This is a genomic window from Mycoplasma leachii PG50 (genome assembly GCF_000183365.1).
Taxonomy (GTDB): Bacteria; Bacillota_I; Bacilli_A; order Mycoplasmatales; family Mycoplasmataceae; genus Mycoplasma; species Mycoplasma leachii.
In genome coordinates, this window is the sequence record NC_014751.1 from 735,665 (window position 1) to 760,860 (window position 25,196).

Genomic DNA, 25,196 nt, shown 5'->3' on the forward strand with positions numbered 1-25,196 from the left:
CTCGAACCTCATATTCCGGACTAAAAATCCAGAAAATGAGGTTTTTATATGACCAAATTAAACTTAGAAAAAACCAGAAATTATTAAAGAAGAATAATCTAATATTATTAACATAAAAATTAAAAAAATGATTGTTGATATTTTCAAAAATCACTTAAAATATGTGGTTACATAATACTAAAAATAGCTTAGAATCAACGGGATATATTGTAAATCACAAAATGATTTTAAGATCAACTAAATAACTTACTAAGTGATGTATTAAATTTAGAAACAAAAATAGACGATATAATTCTTATAGACTAATTGTTAGAAAAATTACAGACAATATTTTAAAAAGAAATTTTCATTCTCCAAAAGCAAATAAAATTTAAAGTTGTGGTCAAAAACTATATCTATTACCAATTATTGATCTTTACAATAATAAAATTATTTCATATTTAATTCAGACTAGTCCTTATTTGAACTTAACAAATTCAATGCCAGAAAAATCACTTAAAAAAGTTAAAGGTATAGATGCTTTAATAATTCATTCTGAATAGGAATTTTATTATCAACATATGAATGAGTGAAAATACTAGAAGAAAACAACATAATACAAAGTATATCTAGAAATAGCAACTGTTTAGACAATGCTATTATAGATAACTTTTTTAGTTTATTAAAACAAGGAGAATTATTATGTTCAAATACAATTCAAGAGAAGAACTAACTAAGAAAGTACATAAATATATTCATTGATACAACAACACAAGAATAAAAAAAATAAAAATAAAAGGATTGTCTCCTATCCAATTCAGAGAACAATCCTAATATTTATTCATAGTTATAGTAGCAGGGTAAAAAAGAAGTAAAAGGACCAAAAATAAAATAATTTAATTATTGTAAATAGATAAGTTTTTTGATATCTATTCTTTAAGATTAAATGACTTTCAACCTAAATCAATTATGATTTAGGTTTTTTATTTGTTTTTATTAGTTATTTTTTCAATCGTTTAAAAAGCGTGTATATACGCTTGACATTATATATATATATATATAATGAACTTCAGCTATATAGAATACATAATATGTAGCTAAAATAACCGGTTTTTGAAAGGATAATTAATGAAAAAATTATTAACTTTACTAGGTTCAGTAGGTTTAATTGCATCAACTAGTGCTGCTGTAGTTGCATGTGGTGATAGATCAAATACTGAAATGAATAATAATGGAACTTCTGAAAAACCATCAGAAATGACAGAAGAAAATAAGGATAAAGATAAAGACGAAAAACCAGCAGGAACTGGAGAAACTGCTAAACCAGCAGGAACTGGAGAAGCTGCTAAAAAAACAAAATAATTTAGCAAATAACAAAATCACAAAAAACTCACTTTCTACTAAGTGAGTTTTTTTAATATCTAATGTTAATTGCTTCTATTTATCTTGAATTGTCGAAATTCCTTCTAATTCTTTACCTTCCATAAATTCGAGTGAAGCTCCTCCACCAGTTGAAATTCATGAAAAATTATCTTTAAATCCCATATTAATAGCAGCAGAAGCACTATCTCCACCACCAATTAAAGTAAAGGCTCCAGTTTTAGTTTGTTCAGCAATTGCTTGACATATAGATTTTGTACCAGTTTCAAAATTTTTAAATTCAAATACACCAATAGGACCATTTCAAACAATAGTTTTAGCTTTTTTAATTTCTTCTTTATACATTTCAATTGTCTTTGGTCCAGCATCTAATCCATCTCATTCATCAGGAATATTAGTTTCAAAAATAGTTGGTTTTACATCAGCAAATTCTTTTGCGCATGCTGTATCAACTGGTAAAACAATTTTATCTTTTCCAACTTCTAAATAATGTTTAGCTAAATCAATTTTATCTTCTTCTAATAATGATTTACCAATGCTACGACCTTGAGCTTTTAAAAAAGTATAGCTCATTCCACCACCAATTAGTAATTTATCAACTTTTGGTAATAAATTTTCAATAACACCAATTTTGTCTGAAACTTTTGCACCACCTAAAATTGCAATAAATGGTTTTTTAGAATCATTAACTGCCTGAGATAACATTTTTAATTCTTTTTCAACTAAAAAACCAATAGCTGAAATTTTAATATTTGAAGCAATTCCAACATTTGAAGCATGTGATCTATGTGCTGTTCCAAAAGCATCATTTACAAATACTTCACCTAAACTTGCTCAATACTTTCCTAATTCAAGATCATTTTTTGATTCATACTTAACAACTTGATCATCTAAAACATCTTCAAATCTAGTATTTTCAACTAAAATAATTTCTTTAGTTTGCAATAAACTAACAGCTTGTTCTAATTCTTTTCCTCTAGTTTGGTTAATAAATTTAACTTTTTTATTCAATAATTCTTCTAATCTTTTTGCAACTGGAGCTAAAGATTTTTTTAATTTATCTTCTTTAGTTTTAATTCTTGATAAATGTGAAAATAACACTATTTTTGCATCATTTTCTATTAAGTAATTTATAGTAGGAAGAGCAGCAATTATACGATTATCATCAGTAATAACTCCATTTTGAATTGGTACATTAAAATCCACACGAACTAGTACAGTTTTATTTTTAACATTTATGTCTTTTAATGTTTTTTTGTTATTATAATTCATATTTTCTCCTTTTATAGTAGTTATTCATATTCTACTATATTTAAATAAATTCATAAATTAAAAAAACAAAATCTAAACTTGTTATTAATAATAAAAAGTTTAGATTTTAAATTTAATATTTTTTTATAAAGACATAAAGTAAATAGTAGTTCTAACTAGTTGTGAAACATAAGAACTTTCATTATCATATCATGAACAAACTTTAACTAATTGTTTTCCATCAACATCCATAACTTTTGTTAAAGTAGCATCAAAAATAGATCCATATTTAGAACCAATAACATCTGATGAAACAATTGGTTTAGTTTCATATTTCATAGCTTGTGCTAAATCAGTATCTTCTTGTAATGCTTTTTTTACTGCATTATTAATTTGATCAATAGTTAAATTTCGAGTTTCAAATTCAACAGTTAAATCTGTAATTGAACCAGTAATAGTAGGAACACGCAATGCATATCCATCTAATTTACCTTTTAAATGAGGTAATACTAAACTAACTGCTTTTGCAGCTCCAGTAGTTGATGGAATAATATTTCAAGCAGCAGCTCTTCCTCTACGTAGATCTTTATGATTTAAATCTAATAACCTTTGGTCATTAGTTACAGCATGAACTGTAGTCATAAACCCTTTTTTAATAGTAAATGCATCATCTAAAGCTTTAGTAAATGGTGTTAAACAATTAGTTGTACATGAAGCTCCAGAAATAATTACATCATCACTTATTAATGATTTGTGGTTAACTCCATAAACAATAGTTTTTAAATCTCCAGTTGCTGGTGCTGAAATAACAACTTTTTTTGCACCTGCTTTAATATGAGCTGAAGCTTTTTCTTTATCTGTACAAAATCCAGTTGACTCAACAACTAAATCGATTTTTAAATCAGATCATGGTAAGTTAGCAGCATCTTTTTCAGCAAATACTTTAACTTCTTTTCCTTTAACTATAATTGAATTATCAGTATATGAAATTTCACCTTCGCAAAAAATTCCTTGAGCTGTATCAAATTCAAGTAAATAAGCTAGTGTTTTAGTGTCAGTTAAATCATTAATTGCAACAATATCAACACCTTTTTCAAACAAACGTCTAAATGTTAATCTACCAATTCTACCAAATCCATTAATTGCAACTTTTTTTGACATATTGTTACCTTTCTTTTGTTTTATTTGTATTCATATAAAATACTAATAACATTTTAAATTATACAAATAATAGATAAATAAAAGTAAATTAATTAGTTTTTTCTTTTATTACTTCCTATAAAAAATAGTTCTTTAGATAGAGTTTTAATTCTTGAAATTAATCTTTCAATTTTAATTTTTTCTAATTCAAATACATCTTTTGAATTTAAAAAATTATTATATTGTCTTATAAATTGTAAGTTTTTTTCTAATAAATCAATAGAAAAATTAGAAGTAAAAAATGTAGATTTTTGATTTTCCATTCTATAATTTAAAACTTCAAATAAAAAGTCATCTCTAGCTCATAAAGAAAGATTTTCTCCACCAATATCATCTAAAAATAAAAAATCAACTGTTTTTATTTTTTTCATTAATTCTAAGGAATTAATTTCAGAAGAATTAAATGATTCTTTTAATTTATCTATTAAAGATCTTAGTGTTGAAAAAATCACTGTTTTATTTTTACTAGCTAAAGTATTTGCTAAAACTTTAAACATATAAGTTTTACCAACTCCAGAATTACCATATAAATAAATACCTTTTTTAGAATTTTTTTGAACAAATTTTAAAATATTACTTAAAATTTTTTTTCTAATATCTTTTTCTTTTTGATCTAATAAACTAAACTCTGAATTATTTAATTCATTTTTAAAATACTCATCATAAGTTAAAGAAAATAAATTAAGATCAAAATCACTAAATCAATAATTTTTTTTAATTATAAAAAGTTTTTCTGTTTGTTTACCATGAATACATAAAACATTTTTTAAGTAAAATAAATGATCTTTAAATACTAAATCAACTTGATAATTTTTAACTATTTGATTACACTTTTTATCTAAACTACATTCTTTATAATTAAATAAAAACTCATCTAAGATATTTTTATTATCTAATAAAACTTGATCTGTAATTACATCATTTGAATTTAAAGAATCATCAATTAACTTTTTAATTTTAGGATTATTTTTATAATCATTTAGTTTCATAAATACTTTCTATACCAAACATTTTAATTCTTCTTCAGTAAACTCAAAAATAGGTTCAGCTTGTAAATTAAAATCATCAGAGTTAAAAATTGTTTCATAATTAGTTGTAGTTTTATTTTGAATATTTTTTAAAAACTGCATTACTTTTAAAGTAGTGTTAATGTTTTTATCAAATAAAGTTTTTGCAATTTTAGCAATATATTTAACTATAATTTGCCCATTGTTTTTTTTATAACTAAAATCAATTAAGCAATTAATAATTCCATTAGATAAGCAATAATTGTTTTTTATATTTTCAAAAACAGTAGTGTATTTGCTTAAATCAATATCATATTTTTGTTTACTATATTCAAATCAATTTGTTTTATTAATTAATTCAATTAACTTTAAATTAGTATTATTAGTATCTTTTTTTGTTGTTAAATCAATTAATAGGTTTTTAAATAAATTAAGATCAATGTTTTTATTATAAGAATTATAAGAATTAATAATTAAATTAATAATTTGTTCTTCAGTTAATTTTTTAATAGTTAAAAGTTCATACAAACTTTTAAATGTATTTTGATCTACAAAATCTAAACTAATATTTTTATTTTTTAAACTAGTTATTAAATAATCTAAATTTAAAAACTCATTTAGTTTTTCAAAATAATTAGATGCTTTTTTAATTTCAAAATCAAAACAATTAAAATTACAAATTAAACTTTCATCATAAACATCAGTTAAATCAACTATTATTTCTTGGTATTGATTAGTATTAATTTGAGGTTCACTAATTAGCATAAATCTTGTAATTTCATAATCATTTGCTTCTAATTTGTTTAATAAAAGGTTATTTAAATATTTGTGATTAAAAAACTCATTACTTTTTAAAGGCTCTAAAATTTCAAATTTAATTAAGCTATAATCACTTTTTTTAACATAAACTTTAATTAATTTAAAAGCATTTAATAAATTAAGTGATTTTGATAATTCTTTAAAAGAAAAATTAGTAATATTTAATAATCTTTTAGATTCTAATGCTTCTTCTTTTAATATATTACTAATTTTTACTTCTTGAATCAAAGTCAAATATAAGCTTATAGCTTGAGCGCTAATAAGAGGTTGATATAAACAAGTTAATGATTTGTACTGTTCTTGAGATAGTTCAAAATTTAAGCTTACAGAATAAGAAAAATTCCTACTTAACATAGCTCTAACCTCTCTTCTAATAGTTATAATACCTAAGTTTATATTTTTTTTAAAAGAAAAAAGCAATTATTTTTAATTGGTAATTAATTGCTTATTAGAAGTTCTAAATAGTAGTTTTAAATAGTAGTTATGTATATCTTATCCACTTATCCACAATTATTTTTGACAATTAGAACAATAATAAGTTCCTCTTCCATTAACTTTTATTTTAGAAATTTTAGTATTACACAATTTACAATTTTTATTATTTAAATGTACAAAAAGTTTATTCTGATAACTTCCAGTTACTCCTGGTAATGATTCAAAATCACTAATTGTAGTGCCTTTTAACAAAATCGCTTGGCTTAAAACATTTTCACAATTTTTAATAATTTCTTTAGTTTGATCTTTTGTTATTAAATTAGCATTAGTTAAAGGGTTGATTTTTGATAAAAACAACACCTCATTAACATAAATATTTCCTAATCCACTAATAACATGTTGATCTAGTAAAACTGTTTTAATAGCTTTATTAGATTTTTGCAATTTATTAAATAAATAATCAACACTAGTTTGATTATTTAAAGGAATTGGTCCTAGTTTATCAAGATGTGAATCTTTTAAAAAAGTTGACTTATTGTAAAGATTTAAAGTACCAAATCCACGCATATCATAAAATCTTGCTACTAAATTATTATCTAATAAAAATTCAGCTTTTAATCAAGATTTCTTATAAGCATATTGCTCAGGATCTTCAATTACTCATTTTCCAGTCATTCTTAAATGAGAAATAATTACATATTCTTTTAGTTCAAAAACTATATATTTAGCTAAATTATAAATATCTAATATTTTTTGCTCTTTAGTTAGATTGATAAATTGTTCAACACTAATTGAAGAAACTATTTTATTAGAAAAAATTTCTGATTTTATAATTGTTCTATTTATTAAACTTGGTTTTATTGTGTTTGTAACTGTAACAACTTCTGGTAGTTCTGGCATATTAACCTTTCTATTTTAGATCAAATCAAGTTTTACCAACTGATTCTCCAACTTTTAATTTAACAACTACTTGATCTTTTATGTTTAAATCTAAAAATAATTTTTCTAAAGCATTTTGTAATTCATTAATAACAATTTTTTTAGTTTGTTCTAATTGATTATTATCAACTTCTAAAATAATTTCATCATGAATTTGACAAACAATTTTAGCATCTAAATTTTGCTCTTTAATTTTTTTATAAATGCTTATCATTGCTACTTTTAAAATATCTGAGGCAGTTCCTTGAATTGGTGTATTTACTGCTATTCTTTTTCCAAATTGTCTAATATTATGATTTGTTGAATTTAATTCACTAATATATCTTCTTCTATTTGATAAAGTTGTAATATAGCCTTGATTTGTTGCAATTTCTACTTGTTTTTCTTTAAAATCTAATAAGCTTGGAAAAGCAGAATAATAATCTTTAATCATTTGTTTTGCTTGATTAACATTCATATTTAAATCATTTGCTAAACCAAAATCAGTTAAACCATATAAAATTCCAAAATTAAAAACTTTAGCTATTCTTCTTTGTTCACTTGTAATTTGATTATCACTAATATTAAAAATTAGTTTAGCAGCTTGTAAGTGAATATCAGCATTTTGATTAAATGCCTTAATTAGATTTGACTCTTTAGACATTTGTGCTAAAACTCTTAGTTCAATTTGAGAATAATCATAACTTAAAAATGTCTTATTATTATTTGTAATAAAAATTTTTCTAACTTCTTTTTGTTCATTATCTCTAATAGAAATATTTTGAATATTTGGATAAGAAGAACTTAATCTACCAGTATTTGTTAAAGTATGATTAAAAATAGTATGAACTTTATTATCATCAAAAATAAATTTTTCAAAACCTTTTAAATAAGTTGTATATAACTTAGTATATTTTCTATGTTCTAATAATAAATTAATTATTGGATGAAAAGTTATTAATTTTTCTAAAACTTCTTTACTGGTAGTACCTTTTTCTAAATTAGGCAGCTTTAATTTATCAAATAATAATTCTTGAATTTGTTTTGGTGAAGAAAAATTAAAATTGTTATCAATTTCTTCAGCAACCATAATTTTCATTTGCCATTCAATATGATTAATTTTTTTTAATATTTGTTCAGTTTGTAATTTCAACTGTTCTTTATCTATTAAAATTCCTTGAACTTCAATATCATATAAAACCTCAATTAAAGGATAATCAATTTTCAAATATAAATCATAAGTATTAGTTTGTTTTAATTGTTCAATTAATTTATCAGAATATTTTTTTAATAAATAAGCTTTTTTACTAATATATTTAGACTTAATATCTATATCAATATCTGGATTTTTTTTAACTCCTTTTCCAAAAATAATTTCATTTGTTTCAATTTCTTCTTGTTGATTAACTAATTTAATTTGGTTAGACAAATCAGAAACAACATTAGCATTTAATGAATAACAAGCAACCATAAAATCAAAGTCAAAATTACTTGGTAAGACATTATACTGATGATTTTTTAATAAATAAGTAGTTTTTTTAATATCATAAGTATATTTCTTTAAGTTTTTATTATTTAAAAACTCTTCAAACAAATTGTCAGTTGAACTTAATGTTGTATCTTCAAAAAAAGATAATTGCTGAACTTTATTTTTAAAATCTAAATAAAAATTTCCTTTATTATTTGAAATGCCAATTCCAATTATTTTATCTTTATGATAATCTTCTTCTAATGATTCAACATACAAATAATTTATAGAATCTTCATAATCTTTTGATCATGAACTAATTATTTTAATATCTAAATTTTTTTCATTATTTTGATAAGAATTAAAATCAAGATTTAAAATATTTGAAAAACGTTTTTTTAAAGAATACATTTCATATTTGTTTAAAAATTCATAAATATTATTAACATTAAAATCTAATTTATTAAAAGAAAAATTTTCTAAAACTACATCAGTTTTGATTATTGCTAAATCTTTACATAAAAAAGCCATTTGTTTGTCTTGTTCTAATTTAGTTTTAATTGCACCTTTTAATTGTTCTAAATTATTATAAATATTTTCTAAACTTTCATATTGTTGAATTAATTTAATAGCTCCTTTTTGACCAATTCCATTAACTCCTTTTAAATTATCTGAAGAATCACCAACTATTGCTTTATAATCTGGAACCTGATTTGGTAAGATTTGTCATTTTTCAAATAACTTATTAGTATCAATTTCTTCAAGTTCATTAACTCCTTGAACTGGGTTTAAACAAATTACTTTATTTGTAATTAGTTGATACATATCTTTATCACTACTTAAAATTTCAGCTTGTAAATCATCAAATTGTTTTTCAGCATATTTACAAATTGATCCAACAATATCATCAGCTTCAATGTTTTCTTGTTCAAATCATTGAATATTTGCTTTTGTTAAAAATTCTCTAACAATACTAAATTGTTCAACTAATTCATTAGGAGTTTTAATTCTATTAGCTTTATAATCACTTAATAAATCGTGTCTAAAAGTTTTTTTACCTTTATCAAATGCTATTAAAATATGATCATAAGGTCCTCTTTGATGAATTACAGATAATAACATATTAATAAAAGAATAAACCGCATTTGTTAAAACACCACTTTTTGTTTTTAACAAACTAGTATTTGGTGAATAAGCAGTTGCATAAAAAGCTCTAAAAATCAAAGAATTACCATCTACTACTAAAATCTTAGTTTTCATATAACCTCCTAAATAGCTTTAATTAAACTAACAAACTTTATTGAAGTTTTATTATTTGTTTTAGTTTTTAATACTTTAAAAACATAAGCTTTATTAATAACTAAATCTTGATAAATATCTTTATAATCACTACTAAAAATTGTTAGTTCAAGTTCACTAGTGTTATCAAAAATTGTTACAAACGCCATTTTATTATTATTTTTATCTTTAATTTCTTTAATTTTTAAAATATAACCTAAAATTACTTGTACTTTATTATATTCAAGTTTAGAAATATCAATAAGATTTAAATCAAAATTACTAGTTTTAAGTTTTAAAATAGGATTTTGTTCAATAAAAAAACCATATAATTCTTTTTCAAAACTTGCTAAAATCTCATCTTCATATTCATCATAAATAATTAAATTAATTTTTTCATCATCTAAAATATTATTAACTTGTTTATAAGCATTAGCTTGACTAATTAATAAATCTAAATTTTCTATCATTGTCTTTTTATTATAATTAAAAATATCTAAAGCTCCGGCTTTTATTAAAGTTTGCAATACATTAATATTAATTTTTTGTTTAACTATAGCTAGTATAAAATTATGAATATCTAAATACATATTTTCATTTTCGCTTTTAGCTAAATTTATCTTTTTAACTACTTCATAACCAATTGATTTAATACAAGTTAATGGCATATAAATTTGTTTGTTTATAATTTGATAATTAAAATTAGCATTAATCACACTTGATTTATTAACTTTAATCTTATAATCATACAACTCTTTAATATATTGTTGAGTTTTAATTTCATTACCAATATTTTGATCTAATAAACTAGTATAAAATTCAGTTGTAAAATGAGCTTTAAAATAAGCTAATCAATAACTTATATAAGAATAAGAAATAGAATGTGATTTATTAAATCCATAATTTGAAAATTTTTCAATTCAATTTCAAATTAAATTAGCTTTATTATAAGAAAAATTATTCTTAACAGCACTATTAATAAATTCTAATTTCATTGATTGCATTACTTTATTATTTTTTTTACTCATAGCTCTTCTTATAATATCAGCTTTTGCATAAGAAAAATTAGCTACTTTATTAAGCATTTGCATTACTTGTTCTTGATAAATAATAATTCCATAAGTTGGTTTTAAAATCTCAAAAACACTTTGATCAATAATTTTAAACTTATTAGTTTTTTTATTTCCTAAATAAGTTGGAATCATTTCTTGAGGACCTGGACGATATAAAGCTGAAGCTATTGAAATTTGTTCAATACTATCAACTTGCATTTTTGAAATTAGATCAGTCATTCCTTTTGATTCAAGTTGAAAAATTCCTGAAGTTTGTTTATTTTTTAAAAGCTCAAAAGCTTTTTTATCATTTAATGGAATTTTGTTTAAGCTAATTTTTAGATTTTGATTTAAATATATTAAATGTTTTATTTCTTGAATAGTAGTTAAATTTCTTAACCCTAAAATATCCATTTTAATTAAACCTAAATCATCTAAATAATTCATATCAAATTGAATTTGATTAATTCCATTAAAACCAATTTTAATAGGAACAAGTTCTCTTAAATCACAATCAGTTAAAACAATTCCAGCTGCGTGTGTTGAAGTTTGACGTGGTAAACCTACAATTTTATGCATTGTTATAAAAATTTCTTTAAATACATTGTTTTGAAAATAATCATTTAATAATTTATTTTCTTTAATAAACTCTAAAAAATCAGAATTTGTATATTGATCTAAAGCTTTAGAAATTTTATTAACAATTAATAAATCAATATTAAAAACTCTACACAAATCTCTTCAAGCCATTTTATAACCAATAGTTTGATAGGTTGTAATCATACCAACATGATTTTTACCATATTTTTCAAATAAATATTCTAAAACTTCTTCTCTTCTATTATCTTGAAAATCTAAATCAATATCAGGCAAATTTGATCTATCTGGATTTAAAAATCTTTCAAATAATAAATCATATTCTAATGGATCAATATCTGTAATTCTTAATAAATAACTAATTAAACTACCAGCAGCACTTCCTCTACCAGGACCTACTAAAATATCGTTTTTCTTTGCAAAATTCACATAATCACTAACTATTAAAAAATAATCACTAAACCCCATTTGCTTAATAACTTCTAATTCATAATTTAACCTATTAATATATAGTTTTAAATCTAAATTAGGCTTAATTTTTTGTTGATATTTTTTTAATGACAATAAACAAATTTGGCATAAATATTCAAATGAAGATAAATTATTTATATTTTTATATTTAACTAAATGTTTTTTATTACTATCAAATAAATTAAAATCAACTTTTAAATTAATTTCATTAATAACTTTTTTAATATTTTCTATTGAATAATTTTTTGATAAATAATCATTATCTGGATAAAAATAATTATTAATATTTTGAATTTGTTTTATTGTTTTATTAGTCTTAATAGCATTTAAAATATTAAAAGTTTTTTGATCATTTATATCTAAATAACTTATTTGATTAAAATATAGATTTAATTCTTTAACATCATAAAAATCATTATTTAACTTATTAATTAAATGTGTTTTAAAATCTAAATCACTAATTAAACCAATAACAACTACATTATTATTAACTAGTTCTAAAATATATTCTTTAATTTCATAATCATAATGATTAAATCCATCATTTAAAAAACTAGAAACAAAATTAAGAATTTGATAACCTTTTTTGTTTTTAGCATAAATTATAAATTTAGTAGAATCTTCAAATTCAATTGTTAAACCAATTATTGGCTTTATGTTATTATCAGTAGTTTTTTTAAAAAACTCAGCAACACCATACATAGTATGAGTTTCACTATAAAAAGCATAACTAAGTTTATTTTTTTTAATAAATTCTATATATTGATCAATAGTAATTAAAGATTCTAAAAAATCATATTGATTTTTAATAGTTAATAAAGATATATAGTTCATAGTTGCTCCTTATATTAATTTTAGTGAGTTTTTTATAGTTTTAAAATAATACTAGTTATAAGTTGAGATATAAGTTTAAAAAATATCAAAAATAAACTATTTAACAAATTATAAAACTATAATAATAAAACAATAAATTAATAGTATTTTTGAAAATATAAACAAAAAAATCTAAGTTTTAAACAACTTAGATTTTTACTTTATTAAAATAACAAAATATTTTTTCTTACCTTTTTTAACTAATAAATATTTATTTTGGATTAAATCAAAACTACTTATTAAAGTGTTTTCATCTTCTATTATTTGATTATTAATCATAATCGCTTTATTAGTTAAAAATTCTCTAGCTTCTCTTTTTGAACTAGCAGCTTTTACTTCAATTAAAGCATCAATTACTTTAGTAGTTTTATTGATTTGAGTATTTGGTAAAGAATTTAAAGCCATTTTAAATAGATCATCAGTTAGTGAAAATAAATTACCACTAAAAAAAGCTTCTGTTAATTTTAAAGCTTTATCTAATCCTTGTTGTTGGTGAACAAACTTTGTCATTTCACTAGCTAAAGTTTTTTGTAAAAGACGTTTAGAAGGTTGTTGATTATGTTGTTTAATTAATTGTTCAATTTGATCTTTAGTTAAAAATGTTAAACATTTTAATAGATTAATAGAATCTTCATCAGTTTGATTAATTCAGAATTGATAAAATTCATATTCACTAGTTTTAGATTTATCTAATCAAACAGCTCCAGATTCAGTTTTTCCAAATTTTTGACCATCAGATTTGGTTAATAAATTAATAGTTACTCCTGCTGCCTTATTGTTTTTATTAACAGTATCAGAAATAAAATCAATACCACTAGTAATATTTCCTCATTGATCAGATCCACCAATTTGTATACTACAATTATTATTTTTATATAAATAATAAAAATCAAATGCTTGTAACATAGTATAACAAAACTCAGTTACAGATAAGCCCGTTTGAACTCTTGTAGCAATTGATTCTTTTGCTAATAAATAACTTAGATTAAAATGTTTTCCTATACCTCTTAAAAAGTCAATTAAACTAATATTTTCTAGTCAATCTCGATTATTTACAAAACTAACTGTTGGAATAATTTCTTTTAATTGAGCACTAATTTTATTAATATTATGATCTACTTGTTGTTTTGTTTGTAAAGCTCTTTCATTGGCTTTAAATGATGGATCACCAATCATTCCTGTAGCTCCACCAATTAAAGCAATTGGTTTAAAGCCTTGTAAAGCAAATCTTTTTAAAGTAATAATCATCATTAAATGACCAACATGTAGTGAATCTGCTGTTGGATCAAACCCACAATAAACTGCATCATTATTATTTTGAGCATCTAAAATTTTAGATTCATTTGTAATTTGTTTAATTAACCCTCTTCATTTCAATTCTTCTAATATACTATTTTTCATAAAACTTCCTATTTAACTTTTTTTAATCTAAGATTTTTAATATTTTCTCTTCCAAATTTTGCTTGTTTTTTATTGTTGATTAAAACAGCATCACCTGTAAAGTGAATATTTATTTTGGCTAAAGCAGATCCAACTCCATAAATATCTACTGGAACTTTGTTGTTTTCAAATTCTTTAATTTTTTTTGCTGAAAAACCTGATGAAACAATAATTTTTGTATGATTACATTCAGCATTATCTAAAGCTTTTCTTACTTCTCTAACTAATTGTTCACTTACTCCATTTAAATTAGTTTTATTTTCATATTCTTTATTTTTAATAAAAAATTTATCTACTAAATTTTCAGAAGTATCTAATCTAACTGCAAACAATTTATCTTTAAAATGTTTTGCAATTTTAGTTGCCATATTTACACAATCATTATCATAATCTATTAAAACAACTAAATTATTATTTGAATATGTTTTATAAAATGCATCAGCTGCTTTTAAAGTATCTCCATTAAAAGCTTGAATCAATGCATGAGGCATTGTACCTGATGGAATTGGAACAGTTTTATCATCAATATATTCTAAACTAGCTTGAGTTACAAATAATCTAAATCCACCAATATAAGAAGCATAACCATCACTTGCTAGTGTTAAATAATTATCTGCTCTATCTAACATATTTAAAACATTTTTATTATTAGCAGCATCGATAATTTGTTTTGAATTAGTAGCTATAGAAGTATTTCTTGACAAAATCCCATCAATCATTCCTTCTAATCAACCAAAATCTTGATATCTTCCAGTTATTTTTAAAACTGGTTCTTTACTATTAATTATATCTCCATCATTTAATGCATATATCTCTAAATCATCAAAATTAGGAGAAGCAAATTTTAAAAGATCTATAACTTCATTAACTCCACATAAAACTACGTTATCATTTCTTTGAAAAAATTGCATCGTAACTTTTTGATCAGGTTTAAATTTTTTTAGAATTTCTACAGTCTTTTTAAAGTAATCAGCTATAAAATAACCATCTTTTATTCTAGGATCAAATTTAAACTTGATTTTATTTTGCATAATATTCCTTTCAGAAACTTTCACCAATTTTATTATTATATTCACTACCTAAATCAATAATTCCTTGTTGTTCATTTTCAATATTTAATTCCTTATAACTACACAACATTCCAAATGAGTCAACACCTCTAATTTTACTTTGAATGATTTGAGTTCCATTTGGTAATCAACTATTTAAAGTTGCTACAACAGAAATCATTTTTTTTCTAACATTACTTGCACCACAAATTATTTGCAAAATTTCATCTTTAATATCTACTTTACAAATATTTAGATGAGTTCCCTCAATAGGTTCACAATCAATAATTCTTCCTATTAAAAATTGTTGTTCTTGATTAATTAAAATAATATCTTTTAAAGTTTGAATAACATAATTTACTACTTTTGGATCTTCAGAACAAAATCTTGATTTCAAATCTAAATTTTGATCAACATTAAAAATATTTGCACCGATTATTTGATCATTATTTTTCAATATTGTTATATTATTTATTTGTTGGATTGATGTAACTTTTTTATTATAAAAACTTACCAACAAACTATTGAACTGTTTACTATAAAAAATTCCAAATTTTATGTTATTCACAGTCAATATCCCCCTTGTTACCATTGTATTATATTATATCAATTTATATAATCTAATTAAAGAAATAGAAATGGGTGGTTAATATAAAAATAGCAGTTCTTACTGATTCATCTTTTGATGGAAAAGTTAGTGATTATCAAGACCTTTACGTGATTCCTTTAATGATCGTAACTCAAGACAATCAAACATATTATGATGATGAAAATTTATCAAAAGATAAATTTTATAATCTCTTAAACACACAGGTTTTAAAAACTAGTCAAACAACTCCTGGAGATATGTTGAAAATATGAGATGAACTATTAACTAAATATGATCAAGTCATTTTTTTACCAATTTCAAAAGGATTGAGTGGGCAATACAACACTTTTAAAATGCTTCAACAAACTGAAGAAAAATATGAAAATAAAGTTTTTGTATGTGATACTAATGCAGTTAGTGTTGTTATGCAAGAAGTTGTCAATAAAGTATTTATGTGAATAAAAGAAAATAAAACTGCACAAGAAATTTCAAAATTAATTGAAAAAATAGCAGATGATTTTGTAACTTATATTATTCCAAAAAACTTAGATACTTTAAAACAAGGTGGAAGAATTTCTCCAGCCGCAGCAGCTTTAGCTAAAATTTTAAAAATAACTCCAATTCTAAAATATGATGGAAGCATTGATAAACAATCAACAGCTAGAACTTTTAAAAAAGCTTTAAAAGAAGCTTTAAGCTTATTAAAAGAACAAGTTCAAGGTTTAAAAACCATAGATATTTCATATTCTAGAACTGATGAAAAAACTTTAGAAATGATTAAAAATATTATTAAAGAAGAACAATTAGAAATAAGACTAGAATCAGAATTAACAAATGTAATAGCATCACATACTGGAATTGATACTATTGCATTAGTAGCTTGAAAAAAATAGAGGTGACAATTATGAAATTTGGTATATTAGTTGATAGTGCTGCTATTTATGATCCCATTGAATTTAAAGATACAATTATTGATGTAATTCCACTTCATATAGTTTTTCCAAACAATGATGAGTACTTAGACATCAATAGTACTGTAATCCAAGAAAAAATTTTAGAAAAAGTTTCAGAAGGAATTAACATAAAAACTAGCCAGGCAAGTCCTGGAGAATTAGAACAAAAATATGATGAATTATTAGAAAAATATGATCATATTATTCATATTCCAATTACTAATAACTTATCTTCTATGTTACAAACAGCTACTTTAGTTAGTCAAGATGAAAAATACAAAGATAAAGTAACAGTTTATCAAAACAATGATTTAGCTGCTCAAGCTATTGCTTATACTGCCTTAAGTCTTGCAAAAGCTATTAAAAGTAATAAAGTTAAAACTGTAGAACAAGCTATTAAATTTATAGACAACTTTAAAGAAAAAGTTCTAATAGCTATAATTCCAGGAGATCTAAAAAAACTATCAAGTGGTGGCAGAGCTAAAGGAGTTATTACAACTGTTTTAAATCTTTTAAAAACTAAATTACTAATTGTTTGAGCAAAAGAACCTAAAAAAGAGGCCATTGGAAGAACTTATAATGGTCTTATTGAAAAATTAATAAAAAATCTTTCTAAAAAGTTTAAAAAGAATAAATATAAACTATACTTTTTATCAACTCCACTAACCTCAAGCAAAACTGTTGAAATTATTAAACAAATTCTTAATGATGGAAAAGTAAAATTTATTCACGGATATGTGCCAAATATTTACACTATTCATGCAGGGATTGAGACTATAGGTTTTGTTGCAATTGAAGAATAAAAAAACTGGATTTCCAGTTTTTTTTATTTCTTATGGCAGGAGAGAAAGGAATCGAACCCTCAACGCTCGGTTTTGGAGACCGACGTTCTACCATTGAACTACTCTCCTATAAAAAAATCACACGAGGTGTGATTTACTTTCAAAATGGCAGGGGCAACAAGACTCGAACTCGTGACACTCGGTTTTGAAGACCGATGTTCTACCTACTGAACTATGCCCCTATAAAACTCACCTATAATTATAAAATCAATTAATGAGTTTTTCAAGGCAAATACATATCATTAGCCAACTCATCTACTTATTTATTTCTTTATTTGAACACTTTAAACAATATCCATGTCCTTCAATTTTAAAATGGGTTAGCTTAATATTATTTTTTTCACATAAATCTAATAATTCTAAGAAATGATAATTTTTTATATTCTTGTCATCTAAATGAATGACTTTTAAGCATTCATCACATTTTAAATGAACAGACTTATCAGCTGCTATTTCATAAGAAATATCTTTGCCATTAAAAGTATTAGCAAAGACAATATGCTCTTTTAATAGTAAATCAATGGTATTATAAACACTCATTACATTAATATTATTAATTTCAGATTCTAAATTATTAATAATTTCTTGAATAGTTAAATGATCAGAAATAATTAGCATTTTAATTACAATATTTCTTATATCAGTTAATCTGATTTTTTTATCTTTTAACCTTTGAACTATTTGATTGTATTTTTGTTTTTGAGTTTTAGATAAAACAATCATTTTATTTTAATTCCTCTATTACTTTTAACAAATCATCAATAGTACGTAGACTTAGTAGTTGATCATCATTAATTCTAATATTTAATTTTTCTTCTAATGTAACTACCATATCCATTAAATCTAAAGAATCTAAGCCTAGAGATTTAAATTCGCTATCTTTAGTAATATTACCCTTAGCACCCTTGCTTTTTAACTCTTTAATAATTTGATTATAAATAGTCATTATTTCACCTAAGCTTTCTTCTATTTATTATTATATACAATTTTATATGACCATTTATAGTTTTGATAAGCAACACTAACACTAGTATTGTCATGTTGAAAGGTAATTAGTTCATCTAGTGTTAAAAGATCTTTATTTTGTTTTTTTAACTCTTTTAAAAAGATAGTTTTAAACTGAGTAATATTTAATTTATTATCTGATGTTAATAATTTATTTAGATATTTTTCACTATCAATTATAGGTTTATTAATTTTTATAGATTGTTTTAATAAATTATTTTTATCTAATGAAAAAATATTTGAAAAATAAATCGAAGCTATTGTTGATAAAATACAAGAAGCTATTAAAACAAACATAATAAAAAGTTTAATATTTTTACTTCACTTCATATTTATTTAAATCACTTTCTAAATTAGGATTAATTTCTAATGATTGAAAAAACTCTTTTGATAAAAGATATTTAGAAATTATTGGATTTATAAATTTACAATCATTACAATCTATAAATTTAATACTATTAACCTTAGTTTGAAAATTTAACAGATCATTAAAAATCTTCAAATCATAATAAAATGTATTTTCAACTAATCCATTAAAAATAAAACCTTTTTCATTAGAATTATTTATAACAGTTTTATCTTTAATTATTGAATTATTATTAAAATAAATACCATCATCTTTTATTTGACCTTTAGGTAAATCTTTATAAAATTTATTAGTTTTTAAATAATCATTAATTTGTAATTTATTTATTTGAATAAAATTATTAGCTTTTAGATTTAAAAAGTTATTAATTAAATAGTTTATTTCTCAATTTCTATCAAAATCTTTATGTAAACTAACTTTGAAATTATGATCAAAATCCATAATTTTTTGATATTTTTGATTGATTGTAAATTCTAGTGGTTTGTAATTTAATTCATAAGTTAAAAGATTATATAAAATATTAGTTTTATTTTGTTCAAAGTTTTTATAATAAGTAACTAGATTGTTTAAATAACTATTTTTAGTTTTAATAGCCTTGTTGTTTAATAAAATAATATTACTAAATTCTTCGTTTAAATTATTTGCTTTAAATTTAGCATTAAAAATTAATTCTAATTTATTATCATTAAATAAATTAGTAGGTAAATTTATTAAAATAAGCTGTTTTTCATTAGTGTTACTAATTTTATAATCAATGGCTTCTTTTGTATTACTAAATAAATTAACTAGTTTATTTTCATTTTTATAACTAATAGAATAAACAAAATCACTTAAATAGCTTGAAAGTTTTTCTTGATTAAAATAGCGTAAATTCTTAGAAACTATTAAATAAAGTTTATAAAATTCTTTTTTATCTTCTTGATACTTTTGTTTTGAAAAAATTACATCAACTAAATATTTAGGTTTTTGTGTTACTCTAGTGTTTTTAATTTCTATTTCTTTAAACTCAGCATTCATGATTACACCTCATATAAGTATTAGAAAAAAATAGAAAATATTTATTATTGATTAGAAAAATAAAAAAAACAACACCTAAGTGTTGTTTGTTTTTTTCAAAATGGGGCGTAGAACGGGGATCGAACCCGCGTATGTCAGAGCCACAACCTGATGTGTTAACCACTTCACCACCTACGCCATTAACTATTTTATTATCTAAAATTTATCACCTAAAGTCAATATAATTAAACTTTTTAATCTAAAAAAGTAGTTAAACTTAACTACTTTTAATTATTGTATTTAAATAATTTATTAAAATATTTTTATTTAACAAATTTAGTTCCACTTAAATTTTGTAAAACTTTTTCAGCTTGTTCTAATGAGCCAATATAAGCTGGTTTACCGTTTGTCTTTTTAACAAATGACATTACAGCTTGAATTTTTGGAAGCATTGAACCTGATGCAAATTGATTTTGATCAATATATTCTTGAGCTTTATCTAAAGTTAGCTGATCTAAAGCTTGTTCATTTTCTTTTTTATAATTAATCATCACTTTATCAACAGCTGTTAAAATAATTAAACTTTCTGCGCCAATAATTTCAGCTATTTTTGCAGCGGCAAAATCTTTGTCAATAACAGCAGCAATTCCTACTAATTTATCATTTTCTTGATAAACTGGAATTCCACCACCACCTCCAGCAATAACAATAAATGAATTATTTACTAATTGTAAAACTGCTTGTTTTTCAACAATATCAATAGGTTTTGGTGAGGCAATTACTCTTCTTCAACCACGACCTGCATCTTCAGCAACATTTCAATTATTTTCTTTAGCCATTTTTTTAGCTTCATCTTCACTCATAAAAGAACCAATTGGTTTAGTTGGTTTTAAAAACGCTGGATCATTTTTATCAACTAGAGTTTGAGTAACAATTGTAGCTGTTTGTTTATCTATTTTTCTTAGTTTTAACTCATTATCAATAGCTTGTTGTAAGTGATATCCAATATAACCTTGACTCATAGACCCACATTCAGGAAAGTCTAAAATTGGAGATTTTGATTCATTTTTATTAGCAATATCAAAAGCATTATTAATCATTCCAACTTGAGGACCATTACCATGAACAATTACAATATCATTTCCTTGTTGAATAAAATCAACTAATGACTTAGCTGTTTTTTTAACAATTTCTAATTGTTCGCTTGGTGAATTACCTAAAGCATTTCCACCAATTGCAATTACAATTTTTGACATTTTAACTTCTCCTTTCTCTAAGAATTTTTTTCATTTTTTAAAAAATAACCACTCATTATAAAATGTTTTTATTTTAATGAGTGGTAGTTTATTAATAAAATTTGTATATAAGATAGTTTTATTTAGTTGTTGGTTGTTGTTGAGTAATACAGTGAATATTACCACCACCTAATAGAATTTCACGAGCCATTACAGTTTCAATTTTATGATTTGGATAAACTGATTGAAGTGTTTTAACTGCTAAATCATCATATTTATCACCAAAAATAGGTAGAATAATAGCATTATTTGCAATATAGAAATTAGCATAACTTGCTGGCATTCTTTGTTCTGGTTCTCTTGACATAGTATCACAAACATCTATACCTTCTGCTTCTTCTTTTGTAATAAATAATGGTCCTGGTTGATGTAATTTAGTTACTTTAATTTTACGACCTTTAGCATCTAAAGTATTTGTTAAAATATCATAAGCCAATTTAGAACGTTCATATTGAGGGTCAGTTGTATCATCTGTTCAAGTTAAAACAACATGACCTGGACTAACAACATGTAATAAGTTATCAACATGTCCATTAGTTTCATCATTATAAACTCCTAGTGGTAATCAAATTACTTTTTCAACACCACAATATTCTTTTAGATTTTCTTCAATTTGTTCTTTACTTAAATCTGGATTACGGTTTTCATTTAATAAACACTCTTCAGTTGTATATAATGTTCCATCTCCATCAGTATGAATACTTCCGCCTTCTAAAACAAAATCAGTTCTATAATAATCTATATTAGAAATTTCACAAACTTTTCTAGCAATAGCATCATCTTTATCTCAAGGAAAATATAATCCGCCTTTAAATCCTCCTCAAGCATTAAAGACTCAGTCAACACCACGAATTTCACCATCTTTATTTTTAACAATAGTTGGTCCTACATCTCTCATTCAAGAATCATCATTTGAACATTCAATTACTCTAACATTTTGATCTAAAAGGTTGCGAGCATTTTCAAACTGTTGATGAGAAACTAGCATTGTTACTTTTTCATATTTTGCAATAGCATTAGCTACATTTGCAAATACACGTTGAGCTGGTTTTGCACCAAGTCTTCAATTATCAGAACGTTCTGGTCAAATCATTCAACATTGATCATGTTTTTCTCATTCACCTGGCATTCAAAAACCATCTTTTTTAGGAGTTGAATTCATTTTTTTGCTCATATTAATTTATTCTCCTTTGACTAAGTTTTTTTTATTTTTATAACTAGATCATCATATTAATAGTTCACCAATACCAATACAAATCACAGTTCCAACTAAAGCAAATAATACATATCCTCCACCAGAATTTAATTCTCAAGTTTTTGCACCTACCATAATTTCACCAAATAAGAATAAGATTATACTTAAACATAAAATTATCATAGGAGTAATTACAACAACTCATTGGAATCACTTAGGTCCTGGGATTTTAAATGGTCTTTTTAAATCTGGATATTTGTATCTAATAATGATAAAACTTGGAAATATTAATAAGTAAGGTAATAAAAATATAATTGATGAAAATGCATATAATTGTCAAAAGATTTCAGAAATTTCTCCACTTGGAGATAATAAACCTGCAATAATTAATAACACTGTACATACACTTCCAGTAATAATAGTTGCTCATAATGGAGAGTCATTTTTTAAAACTGTACCAAAGATTTTTGGAAATTCTCCATCACTTGCTGCTTCTTGAATTGCTTTATTAGCACCTGTACTTCAAGTAATCATATTTCCAAAAAAAGTAAATAGTAAAAATACACCTAAAATTTTAGTTAGCCATTGTGGAAAGACTTTTTCAATTGTTTGAATAATACCATTAGAAACATCTAAAGTTTTAACATCTAATATTACATTAACTGCAATAGTTCCAATGATATAAGAAATCACAATTGTCACTCCAGCTAAAATAGTTGATAATGGAATGTCGCGTTTAGGGTTTTTCATTTCGCTTGCAGTATTTGAACCCAATTCAAAACCAGAAAGGTTATAAATAATTACTGGTAAAAATATAACACCTTTGCTAAATGATGGAAGAATACCATATTCAGCATCATCTATTTTTGTAGATACTACATTTCCTTGAGCTAATCAAGTAATTGCTGCTGCAATTAAACCAATAGTTACAACAAGTTTTGAAATAGAAGAAAAGTTAGGTAATCACTTAGTATATTTAAAATTTAATAATCCAACTAAAACAGTTACTCAAGTTATACCAATAGCTATACCTATTTGAGTTCATAATGATAGTGGAGCACTTGGAAAAAAGATTTTTGATAATGTTGATGAGAATGCAATATAAACTGAAGACATTCATAAACCAACATTTAATCAATAAAATCAATTACTTCTAGCTGCTCACTTGTTACCACAAGCATTTTTAACTCATGTATAAATCCCACCATTATCACTATATGCTGCACCTAGTTCAGCTGTAATTAATCCATAAGGTAAAAAGTATAAGAAAGCTAATAAAATTCAATAAATTATTGATTGTCAACCAATTGCTGCTGCTGAAGCAAATGAGTCTAAGACAAAAACTGCACTAAATGTAAAAGCAATTATGTCAAACAGTCTTAGACCTTTTTTTGTTTTAGACATATTTAAAAATTATTTTTTATTTTATTTTTTGTTTTTTGTTTCAGCATAATCATTATTATATGTGTAGCGTTGTTTTCATGAACGATCTTGATGTTCCATAAAAGCTTCAACTTTACCTCTATAATAATCTTTAACAGCATTTGATGATTTATCAATTTGTGGGTATAAATAGTAAACTAACAGACCCATTTGAGCTGTTAATCTGTTTTCTGCTTGTTCAAAAGCAATTGATTGATCTGAATCTATTACTTCATCATAAACTTCTACATTTCTTGAAGCAGGTAGACAGTGCATAAATAATGCTTGTTGTCCTGCTTTTTTCATTAGTTCAGGAGTAACTTGATAAGTTGGTTTAAAGGCTTTTACTCTTTCTTCAGCTTCATCTTCTTGATCTACTCATCATCATAAGTCAGTATAAACAATATCAGCATCTTTAACTTGTTCTAAATCATCAGTTACTAATACAGATCCACTATTAGCTTGTTTGATGTTTTCATTAGCAATATCAACTCATTCTTGTGGACTTTGGTATCTTTTTGGTGAAATATGTACAAAATTCATACCTAGCTTTGTAGTAATATGCATTGTTGACGAACACACATTAGTTCTATCTCCAATAAATACAACTTTAATATCTTCAAATTTAATGTCTTCATATTCCAAGTTTTTAGTTGCCGGCATATATTCTAACATTGTAAATACATCACAAATTGCTTGGGTTGGATGATTATAATCTGTTAGACCATTTAAAACTGGAACATCAGCATATTTTGCTAAGTTTAAAACTGTTTCATGTTTTAAAGCTCTACACATAATTCCATCACACATATGTGATAAAACTTTAGTTGTATCATATAAACTTTCACGAACTCCAAGATGTAATTCACCTGGTTTTAAATATTGAGCATGACCTCCTAAAAGTGTCATAGCTGCTTCAAATGAAACACGAGTTCTAGTTGAAGGTTCTTCAAATATCATGGCTAGAGTTTTGTTTTTTAACAATTCAGGTACTGCACCACAATAACGAGCTTCTTTTAACATTTTCATTAATCGAAATATTTCAAAAATTTCTTTTTTACTCAAATCTTGAGTATCTATAAAATGTCTAACTTTATTCATATAAAAATTCCTTTCTTAATATTTATTTTAGCACTATTGTTTTTTTTTTTTTTTTTTAAATTACAAAAGATTTAAGTCCTTTTAAAAACTACTTAAAAAATAAGCTTGATTTATATTAAAATTTTAATATTTTATAAATTATTAATTGCTATTTTAATTAATCTTTTAGGATTTAAGTCTTTTTATAATTAAATTTATCTTTATAATTAACCTA

General features: G+C 23.5%; 21 protein-coding genes, 3 tRNA genes and 1 pseudogene. 4 read left to right on the plus strand and 21 right to left on the minus strand.

The annotated features are described in order from the left end of the window. Positions 1-115 precede the first annotated feature (115 nt). Both MSB_RS05230 and MSB_RS03160 read left to right on the plus strand, forming a co-directional pair. Positions 116-813: pseudogene (locus MSB_RS05230) on the plus strand (IS3 family transposase); the annotation flags it as partial. 294 nt (positions 814-1,107) lie between these two features. Next, on the plus strand, positions 1,108-1,341 hold the full coding sequence (locus MSB_RS03160; RefSeq protein WP_013447920.1) for a lipoprotein: 234 nt from the start codon (positions 1,108-1,110) through the stop codon (positions 1,339-1,341). A 75-nt stretch (positions 1,342-1,416) separates the two neighbouring features. Here the strand turns inward: MSB_RS03160 and MSB_RS03165 are convergent, their stop codons facing one another. The 10 genes from MSB_RS03165 to ytpR all read right to left on the minus strand — a co-directional run bounded on the left by MSB_RS03165 (position 1,417) and on the right by ytpR (position 15,785). Beyond that, positions 1,417-2,631, minus strand: coding sequence for a phosphoglycerate kinase (locus MSB_RS03165; protein ID WP_013447921.1), 1,215 nt, complete (start codon positions 2,629-2,631; stop codon positions 1,417-1,419). A gap of 123 nt (positions 2,632-2,754) precedes the next feature. Beyond that, on the minus strand, positions 2,755-3,771 hold the full coding sequence (gap, locus tag MSB_RS03170; RefSeq protein WP_013447922.1) for a type I glyceraldehyde-3-phosphate dehydrogenase: 1,017 nt from the start codon (positions 3,769-3,771) through the stop codon (positions 2,755-2,757). Between the two features lie 92 nt (positions 3,772-3,863). Next, complete coding sequence (locus MSB_RS03175) at positions 3,864-4,799, minus strand: ATP-binding protein (protein WP_013447923.1); 936 nt, start codon at positions 4,797-4,799, stop codon at positions 3,864-3,866. Positions 4,800-4,808: 9 nt separating this feature from the next. Beyond that, a complete protein-coding gene (locus MSB_RS03180; RefSeq protein WP_013447924.1) occupies positions 4,809-5,990 on the minus strand; it encodes a DnaD domain protein in 1,182 nt (393 codons plus the stop codon). 156 nt (positions 5,991-6,146) lie between these two features. Then, the gene (mutM, locus tag MSB_RS03185; RefSeq protein WP_013447925.1) at positions 6,147-6,971 is read right to left on the minus strand and encodes a DNA-formamidopyrimidine glycosylase; all 825 of its coding nucleotides are present in this window, start codon (positions 6,969-6,971) and stop codon (positions 6,147-6,149) included. Between the two features lie 10 nt (positions 6,972-6,981). After that, a complete protein-coding gene (gene polA, locus MSB_RS03190; protein WP_013447926.1) occupies positions 6,982-9,717 on the minus strand; it encodes a DNA polymerase I in 2,736 nt (911 codons plus the stop codon). 8 nt (positions 9,718-9,725) lie between these two features. Beyond that, entirely contained in the window at positions 9,726-12,689 is a 2,964-nt protein-coding gene (gene dnaE / locus MSB_RS03195; RefSeq protein ID WP_013447927.1) for a DNA polymerase III subunit alpha, read from the minus strand. Positions 12,690-12,884: 195 nt separating this feature from the next. Then, positions 12,885-14,129 carry a tyrosine--tRNA ligase gene (gene tyrS / locus MSB_RS03200; protein ID WP_013447928.1) on the minus strand — a complete coding sequence of 415 codons (1,245 nt, stop codon included), beginning with the start codon at positions 14,127-14,129 and terminating at the stop codon, positions 12,885-12,887. Positions 14,130-14,137: 8 nt separating this feature from the next. Then, positions 14,138-15,199, minus strand: a complete 1,062-nt coding sequence (locus MSB_RS03205) for a nicotinate phosphoribosyltransferase (protein ID WP_013447929.1) — start codon at positions 15,197-15,199, stop codon at positions 14,138-14,140. Beyond that, on the minus strand, positions 15,189-15,785 hold the full coding sequence (ytpR, locus tag MSB_RS03210; RefSeq protein WP_041362258.1) for a YtpR family tRNA-binding protein: 597 nt from the start codon (positions 15,783-15,785) through the stop codon (positions 15,189-15,191). Before ytpR ends, MSB_RS03205 begins: the two co-directional genes overlap by 11 nt. A 74-nt stretch (positions 15,786-15,859) precedes the next feature. On the opposite strand from ytpR, the gene MSB_RS03215 reads away from it, so the two are divergent. After that, positions 15,860-16,699, plus strand: coding sequence for a DegV family protein (locus tag MSB_RS03215; protein ID WP_013447931.1), 840 nt, complete (start codon positions 15,860-15,862; stop codon positions 16,697-16,699). Positions 16,700-16,710: 11 nt separating this feature from the next. Continuing rightward, on the plus strand, positions 16,711-17,562 hold the full coding sequence (locus MSB_RS03220; RefSeq protein ID WP_014584489.1) for a DegV family protein: 852 nt from the start codon (positions 16,711-16,713) through the stop codon (positions 17,560-17,562). Positions 17,563-17,595: 33 nt separating this feature from the next. On the opposite strand, the gene MSB_RS03225 is transcribed toward MSB_RS03220, so the two are convergent. From MSB_RS03225 to ptcA, 11 genes are all read right to left on the minus strand, one after another. Further along, positions 17,596-17,670: transfer RNA gene (locus tag MSB_RS03225), tRNA-Trp, on the minus strand. Positions 17,671-17,707: 37 nt separating this feature from the next. Next, positions 17,708-17,783, minus strand: a tRNA-Trp gene (locus MSB_RS03230). A 73-nt stretch (positions 17,784-17,856) separates the two neighbouring features. Next, positions 17,857-18,324, minus strand: coding sequence for a Fur family transcriptional regulator (locus tag MSB_RS03235; protein WP_013447933.1), 468 nt, complete (start codon positions 18,322-18,324; stop codon positions 17,857-17,859). 1 nt (position 18,325) lies between these two features. Continuing rightward, positions 18,326-18,547, minus strand: coding sequence for an acyl carrier protein (locus tag MSB_RS03240; protein WP_013447934.1), 222 nt, complete (start codon positions 18,545-18,547; stop codon positions 18,326-18,328). 20 nt (positions 18,548-18,567) lie between these two features. Then, complete coding sequence (locus MSB_RS03245) at positions 18,568-18,936, minus strand: hypothetical protein (RefSeq protein ID WP_013447935.1); 369 nt, start codon at positions 18,934-18,936, stop codon at positions 18,568-18,570. After that, the gene (locus MSB_RS04935) at positions 18,923-19,990 is read right to left on the minus strand and encodes a hypothetical protein (protein WP_013447936.1); all 1,068 of its coding nucleotides are present in this window, start codon (positions 19,988-19,990) and stop codon (positions 18,923-18,925) included. The genes MSB_RS03245 and MSB_RS04935 overlap by 14 nt, the downstream gene beginning before the upstream one ends. Before the next feature lie 101 nt (positions 19,991-20,091). Next, a tRNA-His gene (locus tag MSB_RS03255) sits at positions 20,092-20,167 on the minus strand. 125 nt (positions 20,168-20,292) lie between these two features. Further along, positions 20,293-21,225, minus strand: coding sequence for a carbamate kinase (gene arcC, locus MSB_RS03260; RefSeq protein WP_011387512.1), 933 nt, complete (start codon positions 21,223-21,225; stop codon positions 20,293-20,295). Positions 21,226-21,343: 118 nt separating this feature from the next. Then, entirely contained in the window at positions 21,344-22,438 is a 1,095-nt protein-coding gene (gene aguA / locus MSB_RS03265; RefSeq protein ID WP_011387513.1) for an agmatine deiminase, read from the minus strand. Between the two features lie 6 nt (positions 22,439-22,444). Next, complete coding sequence (locus MSB_RS03270; RefSeq protein ID WP_013447937.1) at positions 22,445-23,863, minus strand: APC family permease; 1,419 nt, start codon at positions 23,861-23,863, stop codon at positions 22,445-22,447. 21 nt (positions 23,864-23,884) lie between these two features. Continuing rightward, positions 23,885-24,982 (minus strand): putrescine carbamoyltransferase, encoded by a 1,098-nt coding sequence (gene ptcA, locus MSB_RS03275; protein WP_011387515.1) that lies wholly within the window; start codon positions 24,980-24,982, stop codon positions 23,885-23,887. Between the last annotated feature and the right edge of the window lie 214 nt (positions 24,983-25,196).